The 24,952-nt window shown below is 66.8% G+C and carries 21 protein-coding genes, 4 pseudogenes and 1 riboswitch; of the genes and pseudogenes, 14 read left to right on the plus strand and 11 right to left on the minus strand.

Going from position 1 to position 24,952, the window contains the following annotated elements:
- Window positions 1-41: 41 nt before the first annotated feature.
- Entirely contained in the window at window positions 42-860 is an 819-nt protein-coding gene (gene rsmI, locus AB4Y98_RS15730) for a 16S rRNA (cytidine(1402)-2'-O)-methyltransferase (RefSeq protein ID WP_108267214.1), read from the minus strand.
- 81 nt (window positions 861-941) lie between these two features.
- On the opposite strand from rsmI, the gene AB4Y98_RS15735 reads away from it, so the two are divergent.
- The 4 genes from AB4Y98_RS15735 to AB4Y98_RS15750 are packed head-to-tail and all read left to right on the plus strand — an operon-like array spanning window position 942 to window position 5,097.
- A complete protein-coding gene (locus AB4Y98_RS15735) occupies window positions 942-2,663 on the plus strand; it encodes a penicillin-binding protein activator (protein WP_442244659.1) in 1,722 nt (573 codons plus the stop codon).
- Entirely contained in the window at window positions 2,653-3,021 is a 369-nt protein-coding gene (locus tag AB4Y98_RS15740) for a YraN family protein (protein WP_363729811.1), read from the plus strand. The genes AB4Y98_RS15735 and AB4Y98_RS15740 overlap by 11 nt, the downstream gene beginning before the upstream one ends.
- Window positions 3,022-3,070: 49 nt before the next feature.
- Window positions 3,071-3,715: a metal-dependent hydrolase gene (locus AB4Y98_RS15745; RefSeq protein ID WP_442244660.1), complete on the plus strand. Its 645-nt coding sequence runs from the start codon at window positions 3,071-3,073 to the stop codon at window positions 3,713-3,715.
- On the plus strand, window positions 3,712-5,097 hold the full coding sequence (locus tag AB4Y98_RS15750; protein WP_442244661.1) for an FAD-binding oxidoreductase: 1,386 nt from the start codon (window positions 3,712-3,714) through the stop codon (window positions 5,095-5,097). The genes AB4Y98_RS15745 and AB4Y98_RS15750 overlap by 4 nt, the downstream gene beginning before the upstream one ends.
- A gap of 73 nt (window positions 5,098-5,170) precedes the next feature.
- On the opposite strand, the gene AB4Y98_RS15755 is transcribed toward AB4Y98_RS15750, so the two are convergent.
- Genes AB4Y98_RS15755 through AB4Y98_RS15770 form a run of 4 tightly spaced genes read right to left on the minus strand, consistent with a single transcriptional unit; the run spans window position 5,171 to window position 9,397 of the window.
- Window positions 5,171-6,190, minus strand: coding sequence for a fimbrial protein (locus tag AB4Y98_RS15755; protein WP_442244662.1), 1,020 nt, complete (start codon window positions 6,188-6,190; stop codon window positions 5,171-5,173).
- Complete coding sequence (locus AB4Y98_RS15760; RefSeq protein ID WP_394197877.1) at window positions 6,190-6,315, minus strand: hypothetical protein; 126 nt, start codon at window positions 6,313-6,315, stop codon at window positions 6,190-6,192. Before AB4Y98_RS15760 ends, AB4Y98_RS15755 begins: the two co-directional genes overlap by 1 nt.
- Window positions 6,316-6,345: 30 nt before the next feature.
- A complete protein-coding gene (locus AB4Y98_RS15765) occupies window positions 6,346-6,855 on the minus strand; it encodes a fimbrial protein (protein ID WP_108264791.1) in 510 nt (169 codons plus the stop codon).
- Between the two features lie 34 nt (window positions 6,856-6,889).
- The gene (locus AB4Y98_RS15770; RefSeq protein WP_363729799.1) at window positions 6,890-9,397 is read right to left on the minus strand and encodes a fimbria/pilus outer membrane usher protein; all 2,508 of its coding nucleotides are present in this window, start codon (window positions 9,395-9,397) and stop codon (window positions 6,890-6,892) included.
- 311 nt (window positions 9,398-9,708) lie between these two features.
- Here AB4Y98_RS15770 and AB4Y98_RS15775 point away from each other — a divergent pair, with 311 nt between their 5' ends.
- Window positions 9,709-10,221 (plus strand): fimbrial protein, encoded by a 513-nt coding sequence (locus AB4Y98_RS15775; protein ID WP_442244663.1) that lies wholly within the window; start codon window positions 9,709-9,711, stop codon window positions 10,219-10,221.
- 57 nt (window positions 10,222-10,278) lie between these two features.
- Complete coding sequence (locus AB4Y98_RS15780; RefSeq protein WP_038690519.1) at window positions 10,279-11,004, plus strand: fimbrial biogenesis chaperone; 726 nt, start codon at window positions 10,279-10,281, stop codon at window positions 11,002-11,004.
- Between the two features lie 150 nt (window positions 11,005-11,154).
- On the opposite strand, the pseudogene AB4Y98_RS15785 reads toward AB4Y98_RS15780, so the two are convergent.
- A pseudogene (locus tag AB4Y98_RS15785) lies at window positions 11,155-11,373 on the minus strand (autotransporter outer membrane beta-barrel domain-containing protein); the annotation flags it as partial.
- A 1-nt stretch (window position 11,374) separates the two neighbouring features.
- On the opposite strand from AB4Y98_RS15785, the pseudogene AB4Y98_RS15790 reads away from it, so the two are divergent.
- The 5 genes and pseudogenes from AB4Y98_RS15790 to AB4Y98_RS15810 form a co-directional block, all read left to right on the plus strand.
- Window positions 11,375-11,683: pseudogene (locus tag AB4Y98_RS15790) on the plus strand (penicillin-binding protein activator); the annotation flags it as partial.
- A gap of 83 nt (window positions 11,684-11,766) precedes the next feature.
- Window positions 11,767-12,722: pseudogene (locus AB4Y98_RS15795) on the plus strand (FAD-binding oxidoreductase); the annotation flags it as partial.
- A 266-nt stretch (window positions 12,723-12,988) separates the two neighbouring features.
- Entirely contained in the window at window positions 12,989-14,410 is a 1,422-nt protein-coding gene (locus AB4Y98_RS15800; protein ID WP_442244664.1) for an ATP-binding cassette domain-containing protein, read from the plus strand.
- A gap of 248 nt (window positions 14,411-14,658) precedes the next feature.
- Window positions 14,659-17,010 (plus strand): autotransporter family protein, encoded by a 2,352-nt coding sequence (locus AB4Y98_RS15805; RefSeq protein ID WP_442244665.1) that lies wholly within the window; start codon window positions 14,659-14,661, stop codon window positions 17,008-17,010.
- Window positions 17,011-17,491: 481 nt separating this feature from the next.
- A complete protein-coding gene (locus tag AB4Y98_RS15810; protein ID WP_230110873.1) occupies window positions 17,492-17,902 on the plus strand; it encodes a hypothetical protein in 411 nt (136 codons plus the stop codon).
- Between the two features lie 171 nt (window positions 17,903-18,073).
- Here the strand turns inward: AB4Y98_RS15810 and thiL are convergent, their stop codons facing one another.
- The 5 genes and pseudogenes from thiL to AB4Y98_RS15835 form a co-directional block, all read right to left on the minus strand.
- The gene (gene thiL / locus AB4Y98_RS15815) at window positions 18,074-19,036 is read right to left on the minus strand and encodes a thiamine-phosphate kinase (RefSeq protein WP_442244666.1); all 963 of its coding nucleotides are present in this window, start codon (window positions 19,034-19,036) and stop codon (window positions 18,074-18,076) included.
- A 245-nt stretch (window positions 19,037-19,281) separates the two neighbouring features.
- Window positions 19,282-19,761, minus strand: coding sequence for a transcription antitermination factor NusB (gene nusB / locus AB4Y98_RS15820; RefSeq protein WP_442244667.1), 480 nt, complete (start codon window positions 19,759-19,761; stop codon window positions 19,282-19,284).
- Window positions 19,758-20,225 (minus strand): 6,7-dimethyl-8-ribityllumazine synthase, encoded by a 468-nt coding sequence (gene ribH, locus AB4Y98_RS15825; protein ID WP_089238735.1) that lies wholly within the window; start codon window positions 20,223-20,225, stop codon window positions 19,758-19,760. The genes nusB and ribH overlap by 4 nt, the downstream gene beginning before the upstream one ends.
- A 275-nt stretch (window positions 20,226-20,500) precedes the next feature.
- Window positions 20,501-21,541 (minus strand): annotated as a pseudogene (gene ribB / locus AB4Y98_RS15830) (3,4-dihydroxy-2-butanone-4-phosphate synthase); the annotation flags it as partial.
- The gene (locus tag AB4Y98_RS15835) at window positions 21,538-22,164 is read right to left on the minus strand and encodes a riboflavin synthase (protein WP_346586836.1); all 627 of its coding nucleotides are present in this window, start codon (window positions 22,162-22,164) and stop codon (window positions 21,538-21,540) included. The gene AB4Y98_RS15835 and the pseudogene ribB, both read right to left, overlap by 4 nt.
- A 77-nt stretch (window positions 22,165-22,241) precedes the next feature.
- Window positions 22,242-22,388: riboswitch (FMN riboswitch) on the minus strand.
- 230 nt (window positions 22,389-22,618) lie between these two features.
- Between AB4Y98_RS15835 and AB4Y98_RS15840 the strand changes: the two genes are divergently transcribed.
- The 3 genes from AB4Y98_RS15840 to AB4Y98_RS15850 all read left to right on the plus strand — a co-directional run bounded on the left by AB4Y98_RS15840 (window position 22,619) and on the right by AB4Y98_RS15850 (window position 24,901).
- Complete coding sequence (locus tag AB4Y98_RS15840; RefSeq protein WP_442244668.1) at window positions 22,619-23,242, plus strand: outer membrane beta-barrel protein; 624 nt, start codon at window positions 22,619-22,621, stop codon at window positions 23,240-23,242.
- 149 nt (window positions 23,243-23,391) lie between these two features.
- Complete coding sequence (locus AB4Y98_RS15845) at window positions 23,392-24,273, plus strand: hypothetical protein (protein ID WP_442244669.1); 882 nt, start codon at window positions 23,392-23,394, stop codon at window positions 24,271-24,273.
- Window positions 24,260-24,901: a hypothetical protein gene (locus tag AB4Y98_RS15850; RefSeq protein ID WP_442244670.1), complete on the plus strand. Its 642-nt coding sequence runs from the start codon at window positions 24,260-24,262 to the stop codon at window positions 24,899-24,901. The genes AB4Y98_RS15845 and AB4Y98_RS15850 overlap by 14 nt, the downstream gene beginning before the upstream one ends.
- Window positions 24,902-24,952: the final 51 nt, after the last annotated feature.

Raw genomic sequence — 24,952 nt, forward strand, 5'->3', positions numbered from 1 at the left:
TGTCTGAGGTCGGAGCCCCTGCAGGGGTCCGACCCCGCGCATCAACTGCCGTACAACGCCTTGCGCGGTGCGCCGGTCAATTCGGCCGCCAGCTTGGCGGCGGTCGACGGCGGCAGGTGCTCGCTCAGCTTGGCGTAGACCTGACGGCCATGGGCCAGCTGCGCCTCGGCATCATCGCCAGCGCCCTGCACCATCACCACGAACTCGCCCTTGCGCTGGTTGTCGTCCGCTTCCACCTGCGCCAGCAGCCCGGCCAGGTCGCCGTCCAGCACGGTCTCGAACAGCTTGGTCAGCTCGCGCGCCAGCACGGCCGGGCGCTCGCCGCCAAAGATCGCCGCCATGTCGGCCAGGGATTCGGTAATGCGGTGCGAGGATTCGTAGAACACCATCGTGCGCACTTCGCCGGCCAGCGCCTGCAGGCGATCGCGGCGGCCGCTGGCCTTGGCCGGCAGGAAGCCCTCGAACGTAAAGCGGTCGCTGGGCAAGCCGGCCACGCTCAGCGCGGCGATGGCGGCGCAGGCGCCGGGAATCGGGCTGACCTTGATGCCGGCCGCGCGCGCCGCACGCACCAGCCGGAAGCCGGGGTCGCTGACCAGCGGGGTGCCGGCATCGCTGACCAACGCCAGCGATTCGCCTGCCTGCAGGCGGGCCACCAGGCGCTGGGCCAGCGCCTCTTCGTTGTGCTCGTGCAGCGCCACCAGCGGCTGTTGGATGCCGAAATGGGACAGCAGCTGGCCGCTGCGGCGGGTGTCCTCGGCGCAGATGGCCGCCACCGAACGCAGCACGTCCTGCGCGCGCGGGCTCAGATCGGCCAGGTTGCCGATCGGCGTGGCGACGACATACAGGGTTGGGACACTCATTTCAGCGGTACTCACGGGGCAAGGGTAGAATCCTAGCGTGTACCTGGCCAAGGCCGCTGCCCTCATCGCATGGACCCGATCATGAACAAGCCCGCCGCACGCATCTCTGCCCTGTCGCTGTCGTTGATGCTGCTGGCCGGTTGTGCCACCACCAGCCTCGTCAGCGCGCCCGAATCGCCGGCCCAGAGCCAGGCGCTGGCGCTGATCGAACAAGGCAAGCCGCGCGACGCCGCCCTGCAACTGGAAGCGTTGGCCGCCACCCTGCGTGGTGGTGCCCGTAGCAACGCCCTGGCCGATGCGGCCTGGGCCTGGCATCTGGCCGGCGACAGCGCACGCGCGCGCAGCCTGCTGGGCCAGGTGACCGCCCGCCAGGTGAACGGTGCCAGCCTGCAGCGCTACCAGCTGGCCAGTGCCGAGCTGGCGCTGGCCGACAAACAGCCGGCGCAGGCGCTGGCCCTGCTGAAGGATCATGGCGACAGCGTGCACCCGAGCCTGCGCACGCGCTGGTCGCTGGCCCGCGCCAATGCCCTGCAGGCCACCGGCGATGCCTTCGGCGCCGCCACCGAACGCGCCCGTGCGCACGCCGGTCTGGCCGGTGCTGCGCGCAACGAGAACCAGGCTGCCATCTCCGGCCTGCTCGGCACCCTCGACGATGCCACCCTGCGCAGCCGTGCCGCCGCGCTGCCGGCCAATGACCCGCTGTACAACTTCGCTGGCCGCGCGCTGATCGCCCGTGGCCTGCCGCTGCCGCGCCCATTCGATCGCGATGGCGCCGCCCAGTTCGACACCAACAAGCGCCCGCCGGCGATGAGCGATGGCTACCGCCCGCCGGCCAAGCTGGCGGTGCTGCTGCCGCTCAGCGGCCGCCTGGCCACCGCCGCGCAGCCGGTGCGCGATGGCCTGCTCAGCGCTTACTACGGCGAAACCCGCCGTCGTCCGGAGGTTAATTTCTTCGATACCGCCGGTACCCCGGCCGGTGCGCTGGCCGCGTATGACAAGGCCGTAGCGTCCGGTGCCGACTTCGTGGTCGGCCCGCTCGGCCGCGACGAAGTGGACGCCGTGTACGGCCGGCAGCAGCTGCCGGTGCCGGTGCTCGGCCTGAACCGCGGCAAGGATGCACCGCCCGCCGGCAGCGCCGGGTTCTCGCTGGCACCGGAGGACGACGGCATCGTCGCCGCCGAATACATGCGTGGCCGCGAGCGGAGCAAGGCGCTGGTGATCAACAGCAGCGACGACACCGGCCGCCGCGCCGCAGCCGCCTTCGCCCAGCGCTTTGCCCAGCGCGGTGGTAGCGTCGCCGCCACCATCGCTGTCAGCGAAACGGTGGGTGATGTCAGCGCGCAGGTACGCAACGCCGGCGCGGTCGATGCGGTGTTCCTGGCCGTACGTGCACCGCAGGCCCGCCTGCTGGCGCCGCAGCTGGCGCTGGCCGGTGCCGGTGGTGCCACCCGCGTGGGTACCTCGCAGCTGACCACCGGCAGCGGCAAGGTTGAAGAAGACGTGGCACTGGACGGCATCATCTACCCGAACGAAGCCTGGAACGTGCGCAGCGTGTCCGGCGTGCCGTCCGCTGCCCAGGTCACGCAGACCCTGCCCAGCGCGCGCGGCGCCGCCAGCCGCCTGTTCGCCTTCGGTGCCGATGCGTGGAAGATCAGTGCCTACCTGGACAAGCTGGCCACCGAAGGCGGCCTGGACGGCGCCACCGGCACGCTGTACCTGGACAGCAACGGCAACATCCTGCGCCAGCCGGCATGGTCCACCTTCAGCGGTGGCCGGCCGATGCCGATCGCCGGTGGTCGCTGAGCACCTGCAACGTGGCTCGGCGGTGGAAGCCGCCGCCGAGCAGCATCTGCAGCAGGCCGGGTTGCAGCCGCGTGCGCGCAACGTGCGTTATCGCGGCGGTGAACTGGACCTGGTGATGGATGACGCCGGCACCGTGGTGTTCGTGGAAGTGCGCTACCGCGCGCGACAGGACTTCGGTGGCGGCGCGGCCTCGGTCGATCCGCACAAATGCCGCCGCCTGATCCACGCTGCGCAGCTGTACCTCCAGGACCATCCCGCCATGGCCAATGCGCCCTGCCGCTTCGATGTGGTTGAAGCCACGGGTGAACCACCGCAGCTGCATTGGCTGCGTGATGCGTTCCGGCTGGACGACTGCTGATGGCTACCCTATGCCGGCCAGCGGACGGCACTACCAGAGCCGATGCCTGATGCCCTCGATCATCACCCACGCGGCGGTGCCACTGGCGTTGTGGTGCGCCGCTGATCGCGGCCGCATTCCACCGCGCCTGCTGGGCGCCGGCGTGATCGCGGCGATGCTGCCCGACGCCGATGTACTCGCGTTTGCCCTGCACATTCCCTACGCCGATGCGTTCGGCCATCGCGGAGCCAGCCACTCGTTGCTGTTCGCCCTGGTGCTCGCCGTGTTGGCGGCGGTGTTGGCGTTCTTTGGTAGCCGCCGACCTGGGTCGGCGCCGCTCAGCTCCGGTAGTCGCCAACCTTGGTTGGCGGTGCTGTGCCAACCAAGGTTGGCACCTACCACGGCAAAGCCAACCTTGGCATCTACCGTACAAGCGGCGGCGTTCGTGTTCGTCTGCGCCGCCAGCCATCCATTGCTGGATGCGTTGACCTCCGGCGGCCTTGGCGTTGCCCTGGCCTGGCCCTGGAGCGAACACCGCTTCTTCGCGCCCTGGCGCCCGATCCGCGTTTCACCGTTTGCCCCGCAGTTCTTCAGCGCGCGCGGCGTGGCCACCTTGCTGTCGGAACTGCGTTGGGTCTGGCTGCCGCTGGCCGGTGCCGTTGTTGCCTGGAAACTGATTCACCCCGCCCCCGCTGCCCCACGAGATCTGTCATGAGTACTGCCCTGCCCTCCGCATTGGTTGCCGAACTGTCCGCCCTGCTGGGCAGCGACGGCTGGCGCATGGATGACGGCGCACTGGAGGCGAACGCGCAGGACAACTCGTGGCGCCACCAGCGCCCGGCTGCGGTGGCACTGCCGGCAGATATCGAACAGGTGCAGGCGCTGGTGCGTGCCTGCCGCGCGCATGGCGTGGCCTTGGTCGCACGCGGTGCGGGCACCGGCACCACCGGCGCCGCCGTGCCAGTGCCCGGCAGCATCGTGCTGTCGTTCACCCGCATGGACCGCATCCTCGAGATCCGCGCCGGTGACCGCTGCGCCGTGGTGCAGCCGGGCGTGCTCAACGGAACGCTGCAGCAGGCACTGGCACCGCACGGCCTGTTCTGGGCACCGGACCCGTCCAGCGCCGAGATCTGCAGCATCGGCGGCAACCTGGCCTGCAATGCCGGCGGTCCGCGCGCGGTGAAGTACGGCACCAGCCGCGACAACGTGCTGGGCCTGGTGGCGGTGACCGGTACCGGCGAGGTGATCCGCTGCGGCGGCGCCTACACCAAGGACGCTACCGGCTACGACCTGACCCACCTGTTGGTGGGCAGCGAAGGCACGCTGGCGCTGATCGTGGAAGCCACGCTGAAACTGACCCCGCTGCCGGTCAGCCAGGCCGGCCTACGCGTGCTGTACCGCGACGCAGATGCCGCCGCCGCTGCCGTGTCGCGGCTGATGTCGCAGCCGGTGGTACCCACGCGATTGGAGTTCATGGACGCGCGCAGCCTGGAGCTGCTGCGGCTCAACAGCGCCGACGTACCCGAGGCGGGCGCGATGCTGCTGGTGGAAGCCGACGGCGACCACGACACCCTGCCCTACCTGCTGCAGGCATTGGCCACCGCCGCGGAGGGTGACGGCATGATCGCGCTGGATGTGGCGATGGAAGGGGCCGCGCGCGAGAAACTGTGGGCCGCGCGCAAGGCGCTGTCGCCTGCGCTGCGCAGCATCGCCCCGGGCAAGATCAATGAAGACGTGGTGGTGCCGGTGTCGCGCATTCCCGACCTGGTGGCCGGCGTGCAGGCGTTGGCGCGCGACTACACACTGACCATCGTCACCTTCGGCCATGCCGGCAACGGCAACCTGCACGTCAACATTCTGTACCACCCCGACGACGCCGATGAAAACGCACGCGCGCATGCCGCGCTGCCGAAGATTTTTGAACTGACCTTGGCGCTCGGCGGCACGTTGTCCGGCGAACACGGCATCGGGTTGGCCAAGCGCGATTTCATGGCGCAGGCCTTTTCACCGGCCACGCTGGAAGCGATGCGGGCGATCAAGCACGCGCTGGACCCCGATGGCATCCTCAACCCGGGCAAGGTGCTGCCGCCGGTGTGAACCTGCACGGCCGACCGCAGCGCGGCTCCCGCACCTACCCGCTATGGCAGCACCATGTCGCGGCGGCGCGCCTTCATCGGTAGGTCGCTGTCAGCACCGCCTCGCCAATGATCGTCCCGGGTTGCAGGGCATCGGCCGTGCGCCTGTAGCGCGCGGTGAAGGGAACGTCCTGGCTGCCCTTGCTGGACCAGCCGTGCTGCCAACGCTGTCCGAACTGCACCGGGTTGCCTGCGCGCAGCATCTCCAGCCGCACGCCACCTGCGTCGGACCCGCCCGCAGGCGTCAGCAGGCTGCCAGCATTGCCGGCGTCGTTGGCATCGGTCAGCACCATCTCCACATCCACGTTTGCACTCGGGCAGGTCATGGCCACTGCCACCGCCTTTTCCCCTGCCGTACTGCCCGCAGCCGCCAGAAGATCGGCCGACACCGGATCCAGCGATTGCGAACTGTCGGCCAGCGTACAGGTCAGCGTGGGCACGTTCACCTCGAGGCTCACGTGGTGCTGGATGCTCTGCGAAGGATCGTTCTCGTCCCACGAGGTCGCCGTGCCCAGCGATGTCAACGGAATGCTCTCCATGGCCCCACCGCGGAAGAACAGCACGACGGCGAGGTTGACCGAGACCCCTTCAGTTGCGGGCGACACGAAGCCGGGATTGCGATGACGCCTGCCCACGGGCACCGAGTCTTGGCTGCGGCCACCGCTAAGGTCAACTGCGTCCACCAAATGCACGAAGCCGATCAGCGGCGAGCGCGGCCCAAGGCTATACACGCTGTAGGTCCTCCCGGCGTCCGTAATCTCTCGCTCGTACGTCAATCCGCTGAACGGCAGCTCAGTGAGAAACGCGTTCTGCCCACTGTCGCACTGATACCCCCCCTTCACAACGCCGCTGCTGACCACCGTCAATCGCCTGTCCGGCAGATCCAGGTTCGGCATCGTGAGGCTGACGGTGAGGTCCTGGTCGCCGGGAGCAAGCCGGATGCAGCCGGCAGAGGCTAGCGGGGAGAGTGACAACAGCGCCACCACCAGCGCGGCGCCGTTGCGGACGCGCCGCTTGGCACAAGCTGTCGGCTGACGGACACTGGCAGCGCTCATCAGTCGTAGGCCGCCGTCACCGTGATCTCGGTCTGCACCGCGCCGGCGGTCAGCCCCCCCAGCACCGGCAGGTAGTAGCCTGCGCGCAGCGCATAGCTGGCGGTCGCACCGGTGACCGGCACCACGAGGTCGCGCGTGCCGCAACAGCCACCCGCTCACAGATAGTCCGCCGTCACCACCACCTCGGTCCGCACCACGCCGGCGTTGATGCCACTGGTGGACGGCAGGTAGTAGCCGGCACGCAACGGATAGGTGGCCGTGGCGCCACTCACCACCAGATCCACACTGTCGCCCTTCGTCAGATAGGTGGTGCCGGTGGCCGCTGCCAGCAGCGCAACGCTTACCCCGGTGGCGGCATCGGCGGCCGCAGTGTTCTTCCAACGCAGCGCGTCGCCATCGGCGGCGGTGCCGTCGAAGGTGAGGGTGGCCTTGGTAACGCCGATGCAGCCAGTGAAGTTCAGTGCACCGGCCTTGAGCGCGTTGTCGCCGACGGTCATTTCGTTGGCCTTGACCGGGTCCAGGGATATCTGCGCGTCCGCCAAGGTGCAGGTGCCGGGCAGTACGCGACCGGTAATGGTCAGCGTGGCCGCGAAAGCGGCCGGGGCGATACAGGCCAGCAGGAAAGCGATGGCGATACGGGTGGGGAAAGCAGTGGAAGCGTGCATGGGATGACCTCGTGATGGAACGACGGAAAAGGGTTCAAGGTGCGTCGGTGGTGGCAGCCTGCAGGACCGCCTGCAGGCCGGGCGATAACGCGGGGTACGGCGTGCACACCGCCTGGGTCCAGGACAGGCCGTACGCGTCGGCGGCGGCAGGCGTGGTGTATTCCAGGCGGCAGCGGTGCGGGCCGTCCGGGTCCACGATCAACGCGCCGCTGTCGTTCGCGCCGCGCAGCTGGATCACGCCGCCCTGGCCCACCGCGCCCATCGGCTGGCCGTTGTCATCCACGACCCGCGCAGCGAACGGCAACGGCTGGCCGAGCGCATCGGTGGCGTCGATGAACAGCGTGCGCTCGCGCGTGGCGGTGAACGCCACCCGCACGATGCTGCCCGCGGTGGGCGCCACGCGCTGGGAGGTCTGCAGCAGCTCCACTTCCAGCGGCAGGCCGGACGGGTCCAGGTCGATCTGGTTCCAGCGATAGGGGCTGACATGCGGCAACAACGCGTAGCCATTGCCGGCCACACGGATCGGGTCGCCATAGCCCACTTTCGCCCCTTCGGCGCCCTCGGCCTGGACCAGCACGAAGCCCTCGCCCACCGCGGGACCGAAGTTGATGCCACCCGCGTGCAGCGCCACGCTGCCAGCCGCCCCCAGGTTGAGGCTGCGGTAGCGTTGGGCCTGGCTGTAGCCCGCGTTCAACGCAACGGTGCCCCCCTGGTAAGCAACATAGGTATCAACGCTGCCCGACTCGGCGGCCGACCGGCTGGCCGTGGCGCTGTAGGTCAGTGCGCGGGATTCGCCCAGCGCACCTGCGACCCCCAGCTGAAGCTTGCCACCCTGGCCGGAATGGCCCACCTGGGTGGTCGCGCGTGGCGCACTCGGGCTTCGCCCCAATGGCACGCCGAAGGTGAAGGTGTAGCGGGTGTCCTGGCGACCGTCACCGAGGCGATAACGCATTGCTGACAGGCTGTAGTTGGCGCGGCCCAACGTACTCTGGAAGCCGAGCTGAAAGTCGTTCTGCCGCTGCGTGCTGTCCCAGTAGGCCACATGGCCGCCGCTGAGGTACACCGAGCTGCGCGCGCCAAGCCGCTGGGTGAAATTGACCTGGTAGCGCTGTCGCGCACGCGTGCTGTAGCCCCACGCATCGTCGTGCGCGCGCGCGGCATCGTTGAGGGTGAGGTAGCCGCGCGTGCTGTAGCGATAGGCGGCAAGACCGACGTTGGTGCCTGTTCGTGCAACGTAGCGCTGAAAGTTCAAGCGGATGCTGTTGCCGGTCACCGCATCGTCTCCGCGCAGACGCGCGCGCGAGTGGGTCACATCGGCACCGAAGGCGCCGATCGCGGTGTTGATGGCTGCACCGGCCAGCACCGACTGGTACGCCTCACCCGCCTGCGCACCGCCGAGCAGGGTCAGGCGGTTGCTGATGCCACGCGCGTAGGTGCCTTCGGCAAACCGCAGGGGCTCCACGTTGCCGCCGGCATCGCGCAGCACGCCAGCCGTGGCACTGAAGCGGGAAGAGCCGACCCGCAGTGCCTGTGGCACCGCAGAAAAACTGACCGAGAAGCGCTGTTCGCGGCCGTCGGCCTCGGTCACGGTGACAACCAGGTCGCCACCGAAGTTGGTGGGATACAGGTCTTCGATCAGGAACGGACCCGGCGCGACGTTGGCCTCGTGGATGATGTTGCCGTTCTGGTGAATGCGCACCACTGCATTGCCTTCGGCGATGCCGCGTACCGCCGGTGCATAGCCGCGCAGTGAATCGGGCAGCATGCGCTCGTCGGTGGCCATGCGCACGCCGGTGAACGCCACGCTGTCGAACAGTTCGCCACCGGTATTGCCCTGTCCGAGCAGCAGCTGGCTGTTCCACTCTGGCAGGTCGCGTTGCAGGTGGCTGCTGATCACGTCGTGATGGGTACCGCGCTCGCCCTGGTTCACTGATGCACGATGGCGCAACCGCCACGCACCCAGGTTGAGGCCGGCACGCAGGCCCAGGTAACGGTTGTCGCGCCCATCGCTGCGGTGCTGGTTGAAACTGTAGTCAATGAACCCGGCGTTGATGCCGCGGTCGCGCTGCGCCGGGGCGACATACCCGCGCGCATGCTGTGTCTGGGCGGCCTGCGGCACGCTGATATCCAGCTGCAGGCTGCTGCTGTCGAAGGCCACGGTTGCGCCTTCAACCAGTGCCGGCAGATCCATACAGGTGGCGTCCTGCGCTGCCAATGCGTCCAGATAGGCCGGCTTCAACGATAGATGGCCTGCCAGCTCGGCGGGCAGACAGGCCGTGGCGATATGCGGGTCACTGGAGGCGACGAAGGAGATGTCGCGTGCCAGCAGAAACTGGCCATTGACGTTCACTTCCACCGCGTAGTCACCGGCGGGCAGTGGATTGCCATTGGCATAGCGTGACATGTCGATGGCGTCGCCACCGAGCAGGAAGCCTTCGCTGAACTCGATAGCCGGCGCGGGCGCTGCCCATGCAGGTGCGGCCAACACCAGTGCAATGGCTGCCGACAGGGTGCGAAGCGGGGCGGAAACAGACAGGTGCATGGCAATGCCCGGCTGAACCCGGACGTCGTGCAATGGGGAGAAGTGGGAGGCTAGGCCTGCGATGCCACCAAGGCCATGCAATTTATTGCAAACGATGGGCAACGCAACTTGTCCTAGCCCAACCGGTTGAACACGTCGAAATGCCTGGTCCGGCCGTGCGACATGCAGAAACGTCGCCTTCGGAATGATTTCAAAGCCAACGTCGCCCAGGGTCTTTTGCAACTTGTTGCATGTCCCCAACCCCGCACATCGAAGAGACTGCCGCCGTTCGCCTCTGGGTGACGCCCATTCCATCAACACGAGATACCTTCATGAATCCGAAGATCCGCCTGCTTGCACTGTCGCTGCTGGCCGCCGTCGCTGCTCCTGCCTTCGCCGAGAATCTGGAAATCACCGGTGAACTGCTCACCTCCACCTGTGCCGTGCAATCCACCGGCGGCACGATCACCGTGGCGATGGGTCAGGTCGATCTCGCATCGGTCAACGCCAATACCCGTGCCGGCCAGAAGAACTTCAGCATCAGCCTGGATTGCACCGGTTCGGGTGCCTCGCAGGACGTGGGCGTACGCTTCGGCGGTACGCCGGATGGCAGCACCGGCAATCTGAAATTGACTGCGGCGTCCACCGCGCGCCAGGTCGGCGTCGCGCTGTATGACGCCGCCGGCGTCCAGCAGAAGATCGGTGAAGATCCCACCCAGTGGGTGACCATCGCCGCCAATGGCAGCGGCCAGCTCGACTATTCCGCGTGGTACGCATCGCCGGCACAGGATGCTACGGCCGGCACCGCCAATGCATCCGGTGACTTCGTGGTGCTTTACCGCTGAGCCGCCCCGGGATGGCTGGCGTCACCGCTGGTCATCCCTTCCATCGAGAGGTGACATATGAAACCCCGTGCATCGACTGGGGCCTTCGCGCTGGCCGTCTTCCTGGCGTCCCTGCCCGCGTCGGCAGCGGTAACCCTGCAGGGCACCCGCATTGTCCATGACGCCCAGAAAGGCCGCGACGTCACGATCAAGGCCAGCAATACCGGCGGGCAACCGGCAATGACCCAGGTCTGGATCGACGATGGTGACAGCCAGGCGCGTCCAGAGAACGTGCGAACCCCCTTCCGGCTGACGCCAGCCGAGCCGCGCCTGCTGAATGCCCACCAGGGCCAGGCCTACCGCATTACGTATGCGCCGCGTCCGTCGGAGCCGGCGCTGCCGACCGACCGCGAATCGGTGTTCTATTTCAACCTGCTGGATATCCCACCCAAACCGGCCGATGCCGCGGGCAAGAACCTGCTGCAGTTCGCGGTGCGCACGCGGGTGAAGCTGTTCCACCGGCCTGCGGGTCTGCCAGGAGCAGCGCGTGATGCCGCTGCAGCACTGGTATGGTCCAGTGCAGACAATGCGTTGCAGGTCACCAACCCCACTGCCTACCACGTGACGCTGAGCACGCTGACGCTGGCTGACGGCCGCAAGGTGGACGTGGACATGATCGCCCCGGGCCAGCAGGTGCACTATGCGCTGCCGACGGGTGCATCGATGCCGAACCAGGTGACGTTCCAATGGCTGGATGATTACGGCACCCCGCGCGACCAACAGGCCACGGTAGGCGCCCCGTAACGCCGCGCATTGCGAGCCGTAGAGCTTGGCTCTGCCCGGCTGCGCTGGAACATCCGCAGAAAGCAATCGGGCAGAGCCCGGCGCTACGATGATGCACGAAGCAGCACGCGTAACGCGAAGGAGCCGGGCATTACCCGGCTCCTTTTTTTGTTACCAGCGCACGCGCATCCCCAGCTGGCCACCCACGTTGCGGTAGGCGTGGTCGCCACGCTGCACGCTCATGCCACCCCACGCCGACCAGCGCTGACCCAGCTTCAGCTCGGCACCGGCCTGCACTTCATAGCGGTTGCGTGGCATATCCGCGCCCAGGGTTTCGCCATTGAAGGCGAGTGCGTTGGTGCGCGGTCCACGCAGCCAGTTGGCCGCCATAGACGACATGGCCCTGGACGGCATCGTGTACCCCAACGAAGCGTGGAACGTGCGTGGCGTGCTGGGCCTGCCGTCGGCCAGCACCGCCGGGCAGATTCTGCCCACCGCGCGTGGCGCGGCCGGCCGCCTGTTCGCGTTCGGGTTCGATGCATGGAAGATCAGCGCCTACCTGGACAAGATGGCCAACGAAGGCGGCCTGCCAGGCGCCACCGGCACGCTGTTCCTGGACAGCAACGGCAACGTGCTGCGCGTGCCGGCCTGGTCGACCTTCAGCGGCGGCCGGCCGATGCCAATCGCCAGCGCCAACTAAGCCCCATGCCAACCGCGCGGGCACAGCGGGGCGCGGCGGTGGAAGCTGCCGCGCAGGCTTACCTGTGCAATGCCGGGCTGCAGCCGATCAGCGCCAACGAGCGCTATCGCGGCGGCAACCTGGCGTGCAATGCCGGTGGCCCGCGCGCGGTGAAGTACGGCACCAGCCGCGACAACGTGCTGGGCCTGGTGGCGGTGACCGGTACCGGCGAGGTGATCCGCTGCGGCGGCGCCTACACCAAGGACGCCACCGGCTACGACCTCACCCATCTGCTGGTGGGCAGTGAAGGCACGCTGGCACTGATCGTGGAAGCCACGCTGAAACTGACCCCGCTGCCGGTCAGCCAGGCTGGCCTGCGCGTGCTGTACCGCGATGCCGATGCCGCCGCCGCTGCCATGTCGCGGCTGATGTCGCAGCCAGTCGTTCCCACACGCTTGGAATTCATGGACGCGCGCAGCCTGGAGCTGCTGCGTCGCAATGGCGCCGACGTGCCGGAAGCGGGTGCGATGTTGCTGGTCGAGGCCGATGGCGACCACGACACCCTGCCCTACCTGTTGCAGGCATTGGCGACCGCCGCCGAGGGCGACGGCATGATCGAGCTGGATGTGGCGATGGAAGGCCGCGCGCGCGATCAGTTGTGGGCTGCACGCAAGGCCTTGTCACCCGCGCTGCGCAGCGTCGCCCCGGGCAAGATCAACGAAGACGTGGTGGTACCGGTGTCGCGCATTCCCGATCTGGTGGCCGGGGTACAGGCATTGGCGCGCGAGTACGCACTGACCATCGTCACCTTCGGTCATGCCGGCAACGGCAACCTGCACGTCAACATTCTTTACCACCCGGACGATGCCGATGAGAACGCACGCGCGCATGCCGCGCTGCCGAAGATCTTCGAACTGACGCTGTCACTGGGCGGCACGCTGTCGGGCGAGCATGGCATTGGCCTGGCCAAGCGCGATTTCATGGTGCAGGCGTTCACACCGGCTACGTTGGCGACCCGGATGGGATTCTCAACCCGGGCAAGGTGCTTCCGCCTGGCTGATATTTCACTCAGGTCCTGCACTAGCGCTGCTCCCCGGGCTGGGTCGGCCATAGTGCTATTGCAAGTAGTTGCAGTGACTTTGGCTGACGGTCGTGGTCTGCTGGGGAACTACCAGAACCGAAGTTTCACCAGGGAATTCAGGGATCGGGTTCCGTCAATGGTTCGGGACCTGAAGTCCTGACCAGACCCTTATCGGAAACTGTACCGTTACACACTGTCGCGAAGGATCAGGCCGTCAACGACCTGCTCGCTGGAGATCAAGCAACATGTTGCGACTGGACGATATAGAGCTTCACTTCAACGGCCGCCCACTTTTCAGCGGCGTGGACCTGCGCCTGCCTGCCGGCGCACGCGTCGCCCTGATCGGCAACAACGGCACCGGCAAGAGCAGCCTGCTGCGCATGCTGGCTGGACAGGTCATGCCCAGCGCAGGTGAGATCCGCTGGCGCGATGGCGCATCGGTTGCCTTTGTGCCGCAGCACGTGCTGGACGGATCGGCGCGCAGCGGCGGCGAACAGATGCGCCATGCACTGGCACGTGCGCTGGATTCAGCACCGGACGTGCTGCTGCTGGACGAGCCCAGCAACCATCTGGACCGCAGTGCGCGGCGCTCGCTGCTGGCCCGGCTGCGCCAGTACCACGGCACCCTGCTGATCGCCTCACATGACACCGCGTTGATCGATGCGCTGTGCGACACGCTCTGGCATATCCACAACCAGCACATCGAGGTCTTCCAGGGCCGTTACCACGACCATCAGGTGGAACTGCAGCGCCGGCGCGACGCGCTGGATCGCACCGCGCGCGATCTCGACCGCGCACAGTCGCAGGCGCATGACGCACTGATGCGCGAACAGGAGCGCGCCGCCTCCTCACGCAAGCGTGGCGCAGTGAAGGTGGAGCAGCGCAAATGGGGCACGGTGCGCTCGGCCACCAAGCTGGAGCGCGGTAACACCACGGCGGGACAGAAACGCCAGCAGATCCGAGACGTGCAGGAAGACATCGCCGAGCGCCGCCGGCAGCTGCAGCGCGACGAGGTCATCGCGCCGCGCTTCCAGCTTCCCGCGGGCTGGCGACGGGAGGGCGTGGTGGTGCAGGTCACCGACGGCGCATGCGGCTACCACGCGCCCCTGGTCGTGCTGCAGCTGCAGGTACGCCTGGAGGTGGGCGACTGCCTGCTGGTGACCGGCGACAATGGCAGCGGCAAATCCACCTTCGCCCGCGCATTGCAGGGTGCCACCGATGTCCAGCGTGAGGGCGACTGGCTGCTGCCAGCAGCGGAGCAGGTCGCGCTGATCGACCAGCACTACGATGCACTGCCGAGCGCGCTGACGCCGGTGCAGGCGATGGCCGCATGCCAACCCCAATGGACCCCCTCCGAATGCCGCCTGCATCTGGCCGACTTCCTGTTCCGTGGTGAGGCTCCGGCGCAGACGACCATCGGCCAGCTGTCAGGAGGCGAACGCGCACGCCTGGCGATGGCCCTGATGGCGGCCCACCCGCCTACCCTGCTGATACTGGACGAACCCACCAACAACCTGGACATGAGCCTTCGTGCCCATCTGCTGCAGGTCCTGCACGCCTACCCGGGCACCCTGGTGGTGATTTCCCACGATGAGGGCTTCATCCAGTCACTGCAGCCTACCCAGCGGTTGAACCTGCCCACCAGCGACGGCGCCGTCGTACGCTGAACCCTCAAGAAACGCAGGAGGCCGATCACGACGCTTTGCAACAAATTGCATGGGCCCCCGCTCCTTGAGCCGGAACAATTTGAGTCGAAATGGACATGCCCGGGCGTCTTTGGCATAGCATCGCCGACAGGCCAAGCTCCCCGGAAGAGAGGGGTGACGGCCCATGACGCGGCTGTCCATACCAGACACATTCGTCCGATCAGGAGTGATCCATGCGCCGTCATTCTGCACGTCCCCAGTGCCTCCTCATGCGCCCCCTCACCCAGTGCCTGCTGTTGGCCCTGGCGGCTCTTCCCGCAACATCCGCGCTGGCCCGTGACCTTGACGGCCAATCGGCCACCGTGCGTGAAGGCAGCACCGTCGAAGCCTGGAATCTCATCAACAGCTCACGCTTGAATGTGGACGGCGGTCGTACGGAGACAATCACCAGCACGGACTCCCAGGTAACGCTGAACAACGGCCGTGTACAAGCGCTCGTCGATGGCAGGGGTGCCAGCATCGTGCTGCGGGGCAGTTCAACGCTGGATATGACCAACAGCACGCTGCATGACGGCAATGTGGTGGTCAGCGATCTGTCCAGTGCACGCATCACGGGAAGCACCGTGCGCTCGGTGGGGGCCAACGCCAGGTTCAGCGTCGGCATCTATCTCGACAAGTCCCCCAGCCAACCCGATGCCAACAGCACCGTCATCGTCGACTCTTCGTTCGTACGCGCCGAAGCATCACCGGGTGCGGCCATGCTCAGTAATGGTCATGCGGTGCGCCTGCAGCAGGGCACCGCCATCCTGCAGAATGGCACCCGGGTGGAAGGCGCGAATTCGGGCGTACTACTGTTGGGTGGCACCATCCCGTCCGTACTCGGGCAGCCCATCACCCTGCGCGTGGACAACGCACAGGTCGCCTCGGACAGTGGGGCCGCCATCTGGGTAGCACCGCGCAGGTCGGTGCGCTACGACATCACCGTCGCCAACGGCTCCCAGCTCTCCGGCGGCGATGGCCATCTGTTGCTGGTGCGCCCCGATGGCAGTGCAACGGGCGAAGCCGAGGTCCACTTCACGGTGGATGACGCACGCCTTGCCGGCGATATCACCTTCGACACCGGCCGCGTTACCGGCAGCCTGGACGTAGTGCTTCGCAACAAGGCGCAGATAGACGGCCGTTTCACCAACGTCACCACCGCCAGCATCGACAGCGACAGCACCTGGCTGATGACCGGCGACAGCACTGTCGGCCACCTCACCCTGGGCGCGGGCGGTACCGTGGCGCTGGGCAATGGCAGCAGCTTCAACACCCTCAGCCTGGATGCGTTCACCGGCAACGGCGGCACGCTGCTGTTCAATACCCAGCTGGGTGACGACACCTCGCTGACCGACACGCTGGTGATTGCTGGCGATGCCAATGGCCAAGCCAACGTGCGCGTGCTCAACGCCGGCGGTGCCGGTGCCAAGACCGATCGTGGCATCGAGCTGATCGATATCGGCGGCGCGTCCAACGCGCAGTTCGATCTGGTCGGCCGCGCCGTGGGTGGGCAGTACGAATACTTCCTGGTGAAGGACGCCAACGGCAACTGGTACCTGCGTTCGGAGCTGGCAACCACGCCGGACCCGTGCCTGGCTGACCCGTCGCTGCCGCAGTGCAAGCCGATCATTGATCCGGTTGACCCCATTGACCCGATCAACCCGATCCCGGTGCTACGCCCGGAAACCGGCGCCTATCTGGCCAACCAGTTCGCACTGGACCAGATGCTGCGCCACACCTACCGCGACCGCCAGCGCGGCGCCGCTGTGACGGATGGCATCCGTGGCTGGGCCCGCGTGGATGCCACCCAGAGCAAGCTGGGAGCGGTGGATGACCAGCTCGACCTGCGCGTGGACCGCTCGCGCCTGCAGCTGGGTGCGGACATCGGCGTGTTCGATGACGGCCGTGGCCGCGTCGGCGTGATGGGCACCGCGGCGCGCAGCAGCGCCACCTCGCGTTCGGACGTGACCGGTTTCAGTGCACGCGGCAAGGTGGAAGGTGGCGCGCTGGGTGTGTATGGCAACTGGGCCAACGATGCGATGTATGTGGATGCCAGCGTGCAGAACGGCCAGTTCCGCAACCGCGTGCAGGGCGACGGTCTGGCCGAGGAGCGCTACGACTCGGACATCTGGCAGTCGTCGGTGGAGGCCGGTTACCGCTTCGACATCGGCCAGATCGGCAACACCGCGTTGAGCCTGCAGCCGGAACTGCAGCTGATCTACAACGATGCGAAGACCGACGTGCATACCGAGACCAACGGCACCGTGGTGCGTGCGCAGGGCAACAACGGCCTGTCCGGTCGTGCCGGCCTGCGCCTGCAGGGTGAATCGCGCTCGGCAGCAGGTGCCTCGGTCAGCCCGTACCTGGCGGCCAACTGGTACCGAGATGGTGCCGGTAATGGCATCGCCTTCGATGATGAAGTGTTGAAGGCCGGCATTCCGCGCAACCGCTATGAACTGAGCGCGGGTGCGCGTGTGGAATTCCGTTCCGGTTTCAGCGCGTGGGGTGGGTTCGGCGTGATGCGCGGTGACAGCGGGTATCGCGAAGCCACTGGCAACCTGAGCGTGGCTTACAGCTGGTAAGAAGGAACTGAAACGGCGCCGGAGCATTCCGGCGCCGTTGCTCATTGCACGATGAGCTTGCTGTAGAGCCATCGGGCATGGTCCGGCGCTACCGCTTCCATGTGCGGCGCGGAATGACGCAATCGAACCATTCTGCATCTGCGCTTCGCTGTGCACGCACATTGCAATGATTTCGAATTTGAAACTTGTCTGATTGGTGCAGCGGCACTTCCGTGCACATCATGGATCGCCACCGACAACAGGTGGCACGGGCTTGCAATCCCGTTAGGTTGATGTGTTGTTTACGCTTGCCTGTCGGCGTCGCCCATCCCTCGGGTGGCGTCGGCAGGCAATCCGTCCGCGCGTTTATGGCGGGCGGTGCGTGGGGGCCTCGTGCCCGCCGGCGCTTCTACATCAACCTCCGGTATTGCAACCACGCACCGCCTGCCACCCTCGCACCCGCGCGACAGTGGCCCCTTGCTACATGCACAAGGATGCCGCCATGACTTCTTCGCTCTATCCCTATCTGTTCGCCACACTGGGCGACGCCGTCGAACGCCTGCCGGATGACTTGGCCAAAGCACTGGAAACCACGCTGGGCAGCACGATGGGCGCCCACGCCGACGAGGGCATTACCCTGCTCGGCTGCCTGCAGCGCATTCGCCACGTGGAGGCCGCCGACGGGCGACCTTGGCCCTGGAAAACCCGCAATCAGGGCCACGGCATCGCGATGGCCCGCCTCGACCGTGCCAATGCCGGGCTGACACTGCTGCTGGAACTACTGCATGCCATCGAGCGTGTACGCGTGGACGGCGATGAGGGGCAGCAGGTGGGCGATGACGTGCGCGAGGGATTGATACTGGCCTGCCGTGGGCTGGCCGAATATGTCAGTTTGCAAGTGCACGCAGCTTGAGCGAAAGCTGCATCGCTTCTGGTAGATGCCAACCTTGGTTGGCATGGCCGCAAGACCATATGGAGAACGAGACGGCATGCCAACCTTGGTTGGCACCTACCACAACACCGCGATAGCGTCAGGTTGGGGTCAGAGCCCTTTGCGTTGCAAAAGGATCCGACCCGCCGTGCTTCAGGCGAAGTGCTCGTACCCGCTGGGGCCATCATGGCCTTCGGTATGCACGCCCTGCCCTTCCATGATCCGGCCGATGCGAGTGATCGGCAGATCCAGCGATTCGGCAACGAAGTGCAACGCGTCGCGCTGGTCGGCGGCGGCGGTGAAGCACAGTTCGTAATCGTCGCCACCGTGCAGCGCGCACTCACGGGCAGCATCGCGGCCCAGCAGTTCGCGCAGCGCCGCCGACATCGGCAACGCGTCGGCATCGACTTCGGCGCGCACGCCGCTGCGTGCCGCGATGTGGCCAAGGTCGGCCAACAGGCCATCGGAGATATCCACCGCCGCATGTGCGAACGCGCGCAGGCGCAGGCCCAGGGTCACCCGCGGCGTGGGACGCAGCAGACGCAGGCGCAGGGTTTCGTAGTCGGCCAGCAGCGTGGCGGCGGCGACGTTCAGTGCACCCTGCTGCCATAGCCGCAGCGCACCGGCAGCGTCGCCGAGGGTGCCGCTGACCCAGATGTCATCACCAATCTGTGCGCGATCACGACGCAGCGCCTGGCCACGTGAGACCTGCCCCATCGCGGCAACCGACAACGACAGCGGGCCACGTGTGGTGTCGCCACCAATCAGCGCAATGTCGTGCTGGTCGGCCAGTGCGAAGAAACCGTCGGCGAAGGCCTCGATCCAGTCTTCGCTGGCTTCCGGCAACGACAGCGCCAGCGTGCACCACGCCGGGCGCGCGCCCATCGCGGCGAGGTCGGACAGGTTGACGGCCAGCGTCTTCCAGCCGATATCGAACGCCGGCGTTTCGGCCGGGAAGTGCACGCCGCTGTTGAGGGTGTCGGCGGTGACCACCAGTTGCTCGTTCGGGCGCGGCTGCAGCAGTGCAGCGTCATCGCCAATGCCAAGCACGATGTCGTCGCGCTCGACGGTGCGGGCGCGGATGCGGTCGATGAGGGTGAATTCGGCCAGGGACATGGGGTGCTCCGGCGGGTTGCATGGATGGGCGGCGGGCGCGGATGCGGGCGGATGATGCCGGTTGGGTGGAACCGGCTGGGTAGAGTCGACTGCTAGTCGACTGCTCTCCCGTCCGACATCAAGACCGCTGTTCGAAAGGCGGTCGACTAACAATCGACCCCACCAAAGCAGGATCCCAACCGTGCCAACCAAGGTTGGCATCTACCCGGAAGCGTCCAGACCCGCCCAAGGCGGGCACAGGTGGGTCAGTGACCCGATTCGACCTTGCGCCATTCCACGGCGGCACGATCCAGCACGCCGTTGACGTAGGTGTGGCCGTGTTCGGAACCGAAGCGCTTGGCCGATTCGATGGCTTCGTTGATCACTACGCGGTACGGCACATCCAGACGGTAGCGCAGCTCGTAGGCGGCCAGGCGCAGCACCGCGCGTTCGATCGCGTCCACTTCTTCGATGCCACGGTCCAGGTACGGGCCGAGGGCTTCGTCGATGTCGCGACGGTTGTCGAGCACGCCATGCACCAGCGCTTCGAAGTACGCCAGGTCGGCGATTTCGCGGGCCTGCTCGTGGGCGAACTGGGCGATCAGCGACTGGCCGTTGCCACCGGAGATCTGCCAGGCGTAGATGGCCTGCACGGCACGACGGCGCGCGCGCGAGCGCAGCACCGGATCGATGCCATCGCGGCGGACGGGTTTACCGGAGGGCTTGCCCTGGGTGTTCTTGTTCATGGCAGCTGCTCCAGAAGGTTGACCATTTCCAATGCGGCGAGTGCGACTTCCTCGCCCTTGTTGCCGTGGCTGCCGCCTGCGCGGGCCTCGGCATCTTCCACGCGTTCCACTGCCAGCACGCCGTTCAGCACCGGCACGCCGAAGTCCAGCTGCACGCGCATCAGGCCTTCGGCACAGCGGTCGGCCACGTGTTCGTAGTGACGGGTGTCGCCACGGATCACGCAGCCCAGGGTGAGGATGGCGGCGTGTTCGTGGGCGGCGGCCAGGCGCGCGGCAACCAAGGGCAGTTCCCAGGCACCCGGCACGCGGATCACGTCGATGCTGGCTTCGGCAATGCCGTTGCCGGCCAGGCTCTGGCGGGCGCCAGCGACCAGCACATCGGTGATGCGGGCATTCCAGCGGCTGGCCAGGATGGCGAAGCGCGCCGATTCGGGAGTGCGAAGATCGCCTTCGTAGTGGCTCATATGCGGCTTGGGATTCGATTAAGGGGTAATTCTACCGTGGATGGGCCCCGGCCGTTGCCGCTACCACGGGTAGTGCCGGCCGCTGGCCGGCAACTGCGGTGCGCTGTGGCTACCGGGTAGTGCCGGCCGCTGGCCGGCAACTGCAGTGCGCTGAGGTTGACGGGTAGTGCCGGCCGCTGGCCGGCAACTGCGGTGCCCTGTGGTTGCCGGGTAGTGCCGGCCGCTGGCCGGCAACTGCGGTGCCCTGTGGTTGCCGGGTAGTGCCGGCCGCTGGCCGGCAACTGCGGTGCGCGCAGCTTGCCCAGGCCCAGGTCGGACAGGATCTGCGCGCCGGCACCGTTGCGGCGCCACTGGCTCACGTCCTTGTCCTTGCCGGGCACCACCGGCGCCGGCTGCTGGCGCAGGCGGGCCAGCAGGCCTTCGCCATCGCGCGGGGCCGACAGCACCACCATCACGCCACTGCCTTCGGCATCGATGGCACGCAGGGCATCGGTGGCAGCCACGCCGAAGTCATCGCGGCGCCAGTGCAGCAGGTCGGCCAGCGGGTTTTCCACCTGCACCCGCACCAGGGTCGGGGTGTCGGCATCCGGGGTGCCACGCACCAGCGCGAAATGCAGGTCGTGCGCGATGCGGTCGCGGTAGGTGACCAGCTTGAACGGGCCGAATTCGGTGTCGATCTCGCGCTCGTCCACGCGCTCGACCGTCTTTTCGGTGGCCAGGCGGTAGGCGATCAGGTCGGCGATGGAGCCCATCTTCAGGCCGTGCTCGCGGGCGAACACTTCCAGCTCCGGGCGGCGCGCCATGCTGCCGTCCGGGTTGAGGATCTCCACCAGCACGCCGGCGGGTTCCAGCCCGGCCAGCATGGCCAGGTCCACGCCGGCTTCAGTATGGCCGGCACGGGTCAGCACACCGCCTGGCTGGGCGATCAGCGGGAAGATGTGGCCCGGCTGGTGCAGGTCAGACGGCTTGGCGTTGGGCTTCACCGCGGTACGGATGGTGTGCGCGCGATCGTGCGCCGAGATGCCGGTGGTGACGCCCTCGGCGGCCTCGATGCTGACCGTGAAGTTGGTCTGGAACTGCGCGGTATTGGCCTGCACCATCGGTGCCAGGCCGAGGTCGGCGGCGCGGGTGCGGGTGAGCGGCAGGCACACCAGGCCACGGCCGTGGGTGACCATGAAGTTGATGTCGCTGGCCTTGACCAGCTCGGCAGCCATGATCAGGTCGCCTTCGTTCTCGCGGTCTTCGTCATCGACGATGACGACCATGCGGCCCAGGCGGATGTCTTCCAAGATTTCGGGGATGGGGGCGAAGTTCATGGGGTATCTCCCTGTGGGTGCTGACCGTTGGTCGGTACACTGATCAGGCGTTCCACATAACGAGCGACCAGATCGATTTCAAGATTGATCGCGCTGCCCACGCCAGTGGCCGAGAACGCGGTATTGGCCACGGTGTGCGGGATCAGTGCCACTTCAAAGCCTTCGTCATCCACTTCGTTGACGGTGAGGCTGACGCCGTCCACGCAGATGGAGCCCTTCTTGGCGATGTAGCGGCGCAGCGCGGCCGGCGCGGCGAAACGCCAACGCTGCGCGCGGGCATCTTCGTGGATGGACAGCACCTGGCCGAGGCCGTCGACGTGGCCGCTGACCAGATGGCCGCCGAGGCGGTCGGTCGGGCGCATGGCACGTTCGAGGTTGATGACTGCACCTTCGGCCAGCTGGCCCAGCGTGGTCAGGCCCAGGGTCTCGGTGGACGCATCGGCCTGGAAGCTGCCGGCATCGAACGCGATGACGGTGAGGCAGACGCCGTTGATGGCGATGCTCTCGCCCATCTGCACGTTGTCGAACGGCAGGTTGCCGACATTGAAGGTGAAGCGGACATCGCCGCCGATGGATTCGCGAGCGGCCAGACGGCCGACGCCTTCGATGATTCCAGTAAACAAGTAACGTTCTCCGCGAAAAGTGAGCGAAAAACGCCGCAAGGCAAACAGGCGGGCGCAGGGCCGCAAAGGCCCTGTGGCACCGTCTTCTTTCATCCGGACTATGACCGTCGGCTCCGGCATTGGACCGGATCTGCTGACCCCCGACGGTAAGGCCGGGGCGCTCGCGGGCTCGTGCTTGCGCACCTACCGCCGGTGGGGAATTGCACCCCGCCCTGAAGACGTTTGTGTACCGGCGAACCGGCGCGGCCATTGTAGCAGCCCCCTCTGCGGGGCCGGGACTGACCCGGCTGCCCACCGTTCAGTTGTGACGGAGTTCGCGCTATGGCGAGCGCAAGGTCGCCAGCGGCTGGCCTTTCGTAAAACTTTCATTAAAATCGGCGATCGGACGACATGAGGTCGCCACGGACTGCCGCATAGGTGGACCGCCAATGGACTGAAATTCACAGGAATTCCCATGCGCAAGATCCTGATCGTGGCCGCCCTGCTGGCCGCCGCCCCGTTCTCGGCCTCGGCCGACGCCCTGAGCTACACCTATGTCGAAGGCGGCTGGACCCAGGTCAAGACCGACGACGAAGCGTTCAACGACCCGAAGGTTGATGGTGGCTACGTGCGCGGTTCGATCGCGCTGGCCGAGCAGGTGCATGTGTTCGGCGGCTGGAACTACGGCAGCAAGTCGTACGACTACGACTACGGCTCGATGAAGCTCAAGCTGAACCAGCCGGAGCTGGGCATCGGTTACCACATGCCCTTCAGCGACCGCGTCGACTACACCGCCGACATCGCCTGGGTCCGCCAGCAGGCTGAAATCACCGTCAAGGACGTGGACTACGGCCGCTTCAGCGTGAAGGACCACACCAACCTGGTGCGCGCCACCATGGGCCTGCGTGGCAAGCCTTCGCGCATGACCGAAGCCTGGATCAAGGCCGGTTACATGGACGGTGGCAACGAATTCAAGGGCACCTGGGTCGGCACCGTTGGCGGCCAGATCAACTTCACCCGGACCTGGGGTCTGGTGGGCGAGATCTCCGGCTACCGCGACGTCACCCAGTACTCGGCCGGCGTGCGCGCCAGCTTCTGATTGCCCGATCCTCGTCGTGTGATCGAACGGGTCCCGCAAGGGGCCCGTTTTTTGTTGGCCGCCGCGCGCAACACGCTTGGCTGTCGCGCGCCATCGAATGCAATGACAATTGCGCTAGGCTTGCCGCCCTCTGGAACAGGAACACCGTCATGAAGACCCCGATCCGCGGCCTGCTGGCCACCGCACTGCTGTGCGCCCCCTTGCTCGCCGCGGCCGCCCCGGCGCAGCTGACGCCCGAACAGACCTTCGATCTGTACGCACGCGCATTGCTGGAAGACGATGCCGCCGCCACGCGCACGCTCAACGATGCATTGAAGCCGGCCTTCGACGGCCAGGATTCGGTAACGCCGGTGCCGGGCATGATGGCCCAGGCGCTGGCCGAGCCGTGGCAGACGGTGCTGGCCGTGGCTGGAGTGAAGGGCGATCCGGCAGCGGCGGAAGCGATGTACGCCAAGGCGCTGAAGGCCTCGCAGTGCCGTGCCACGCGCAGCACCGTGGAAGACAACGAGTATGTGGACGACCAGAAGATCGCCAAGGTCGATTTCAGCTGCCAGCTGGCCGACCTCAGCAGCGTACAGCCGCTGTTCCTCGCCAGCCTGACGGGTGAGGACAAGGCTCCGCGCGCGCGCTTCACCGAGGCCTATACCCAGGCCCTGCAGAGTGGCCCGCGCAAGGCCGTGACCGGCACCCTCACCCTGTACACCGCCAAGGACAAGGGCTACTGGTACAGCAGCAACTTCGATGATCTGGTGGGCCCGGTGCTGGATGCGCTGGCGCCGTTCGATGGCTGGATGCAGGACGTTGAAGCAGCCAAGGCACCGAAGGTGACCGGCGTGCCGGCCTGCGATCTTCTGCTGCAGCAGCACCGCAGCTGCGTGGCGAAGATCGCACCGGACCAGATCAGCGGTGTGGATGCGATGACCGAAGAGTTGAAGGCCAAGACGCAGGTGATGTCGGCCGAGGAAATGACGCAGGAGTGCAAGGCACTGCGTCCGATGGCCGAGATGATGTGGACCGATGCGTGCGCGTGAGTTCACTGCGCTGAAGCGACTGGGGCTGGCTGCATTGCTGGCCCCGGTTGCGGCACTGGCGGCGCCGCCTGTGCCCACGCCCGGACACGTGTTCGAGCTGTACGCACAGGTGATCGTGCACGGCGATACCGCCGCCCAGGCCGAGCTGGGCCGCTATCTGGGTACATCCAAGGGCCCGGCGATCGCGGCGGCGCTGGCGAGCGTAAGCCACCTGGACCAGGCGCCTGAAATGGCCGATTGGCCGCAGGCCGCCGCGGCCCTGCGCAGGCGCCAGACATCGGTGCGTTGCAGTGTCGGCAGCATGCATCATCCGCAGGCAGACATTGCCGATGTTGACTACCGTTGCCACCTGCCGGACCTGACGGCCCTGCTGCCCGTCTATCGTGCGCATCCGGTGCCATTCAACGGACCACATCCACCGCAGATGTCGAGCGAACTGGCCACGGCGTATACGCAGATGATCGCGACGGCACCGGACCGGGAGAGGATCATCACCGTGTCCTTCGAGCGCGATCATGACGGTGGCGCTTGGCGCGTACAGAACCCCTCGCCGCTGATGGGCGGGCTGGCCGATGCGTTCCTGCCATTCTTCGAGTGGAACGAGCACCCGCCTGGCGAGGATCGTTGAACTGAAAAAGGGGACGGAGGGGATTACGGCGTTTTTGCCACAAACGACGTA

Source organism: Stenotrophomonas sp. 2YAF26 (genome assembly GCF_052114625.1).
Classification (GTDB): domain Bacteria; phylum Pseudomonadota; class Gammaproteobacteria; order Xanthomonadales; family Xanthomonadaceae; genus Stenotrophomonas; species Stenotrophomonas indicatrix.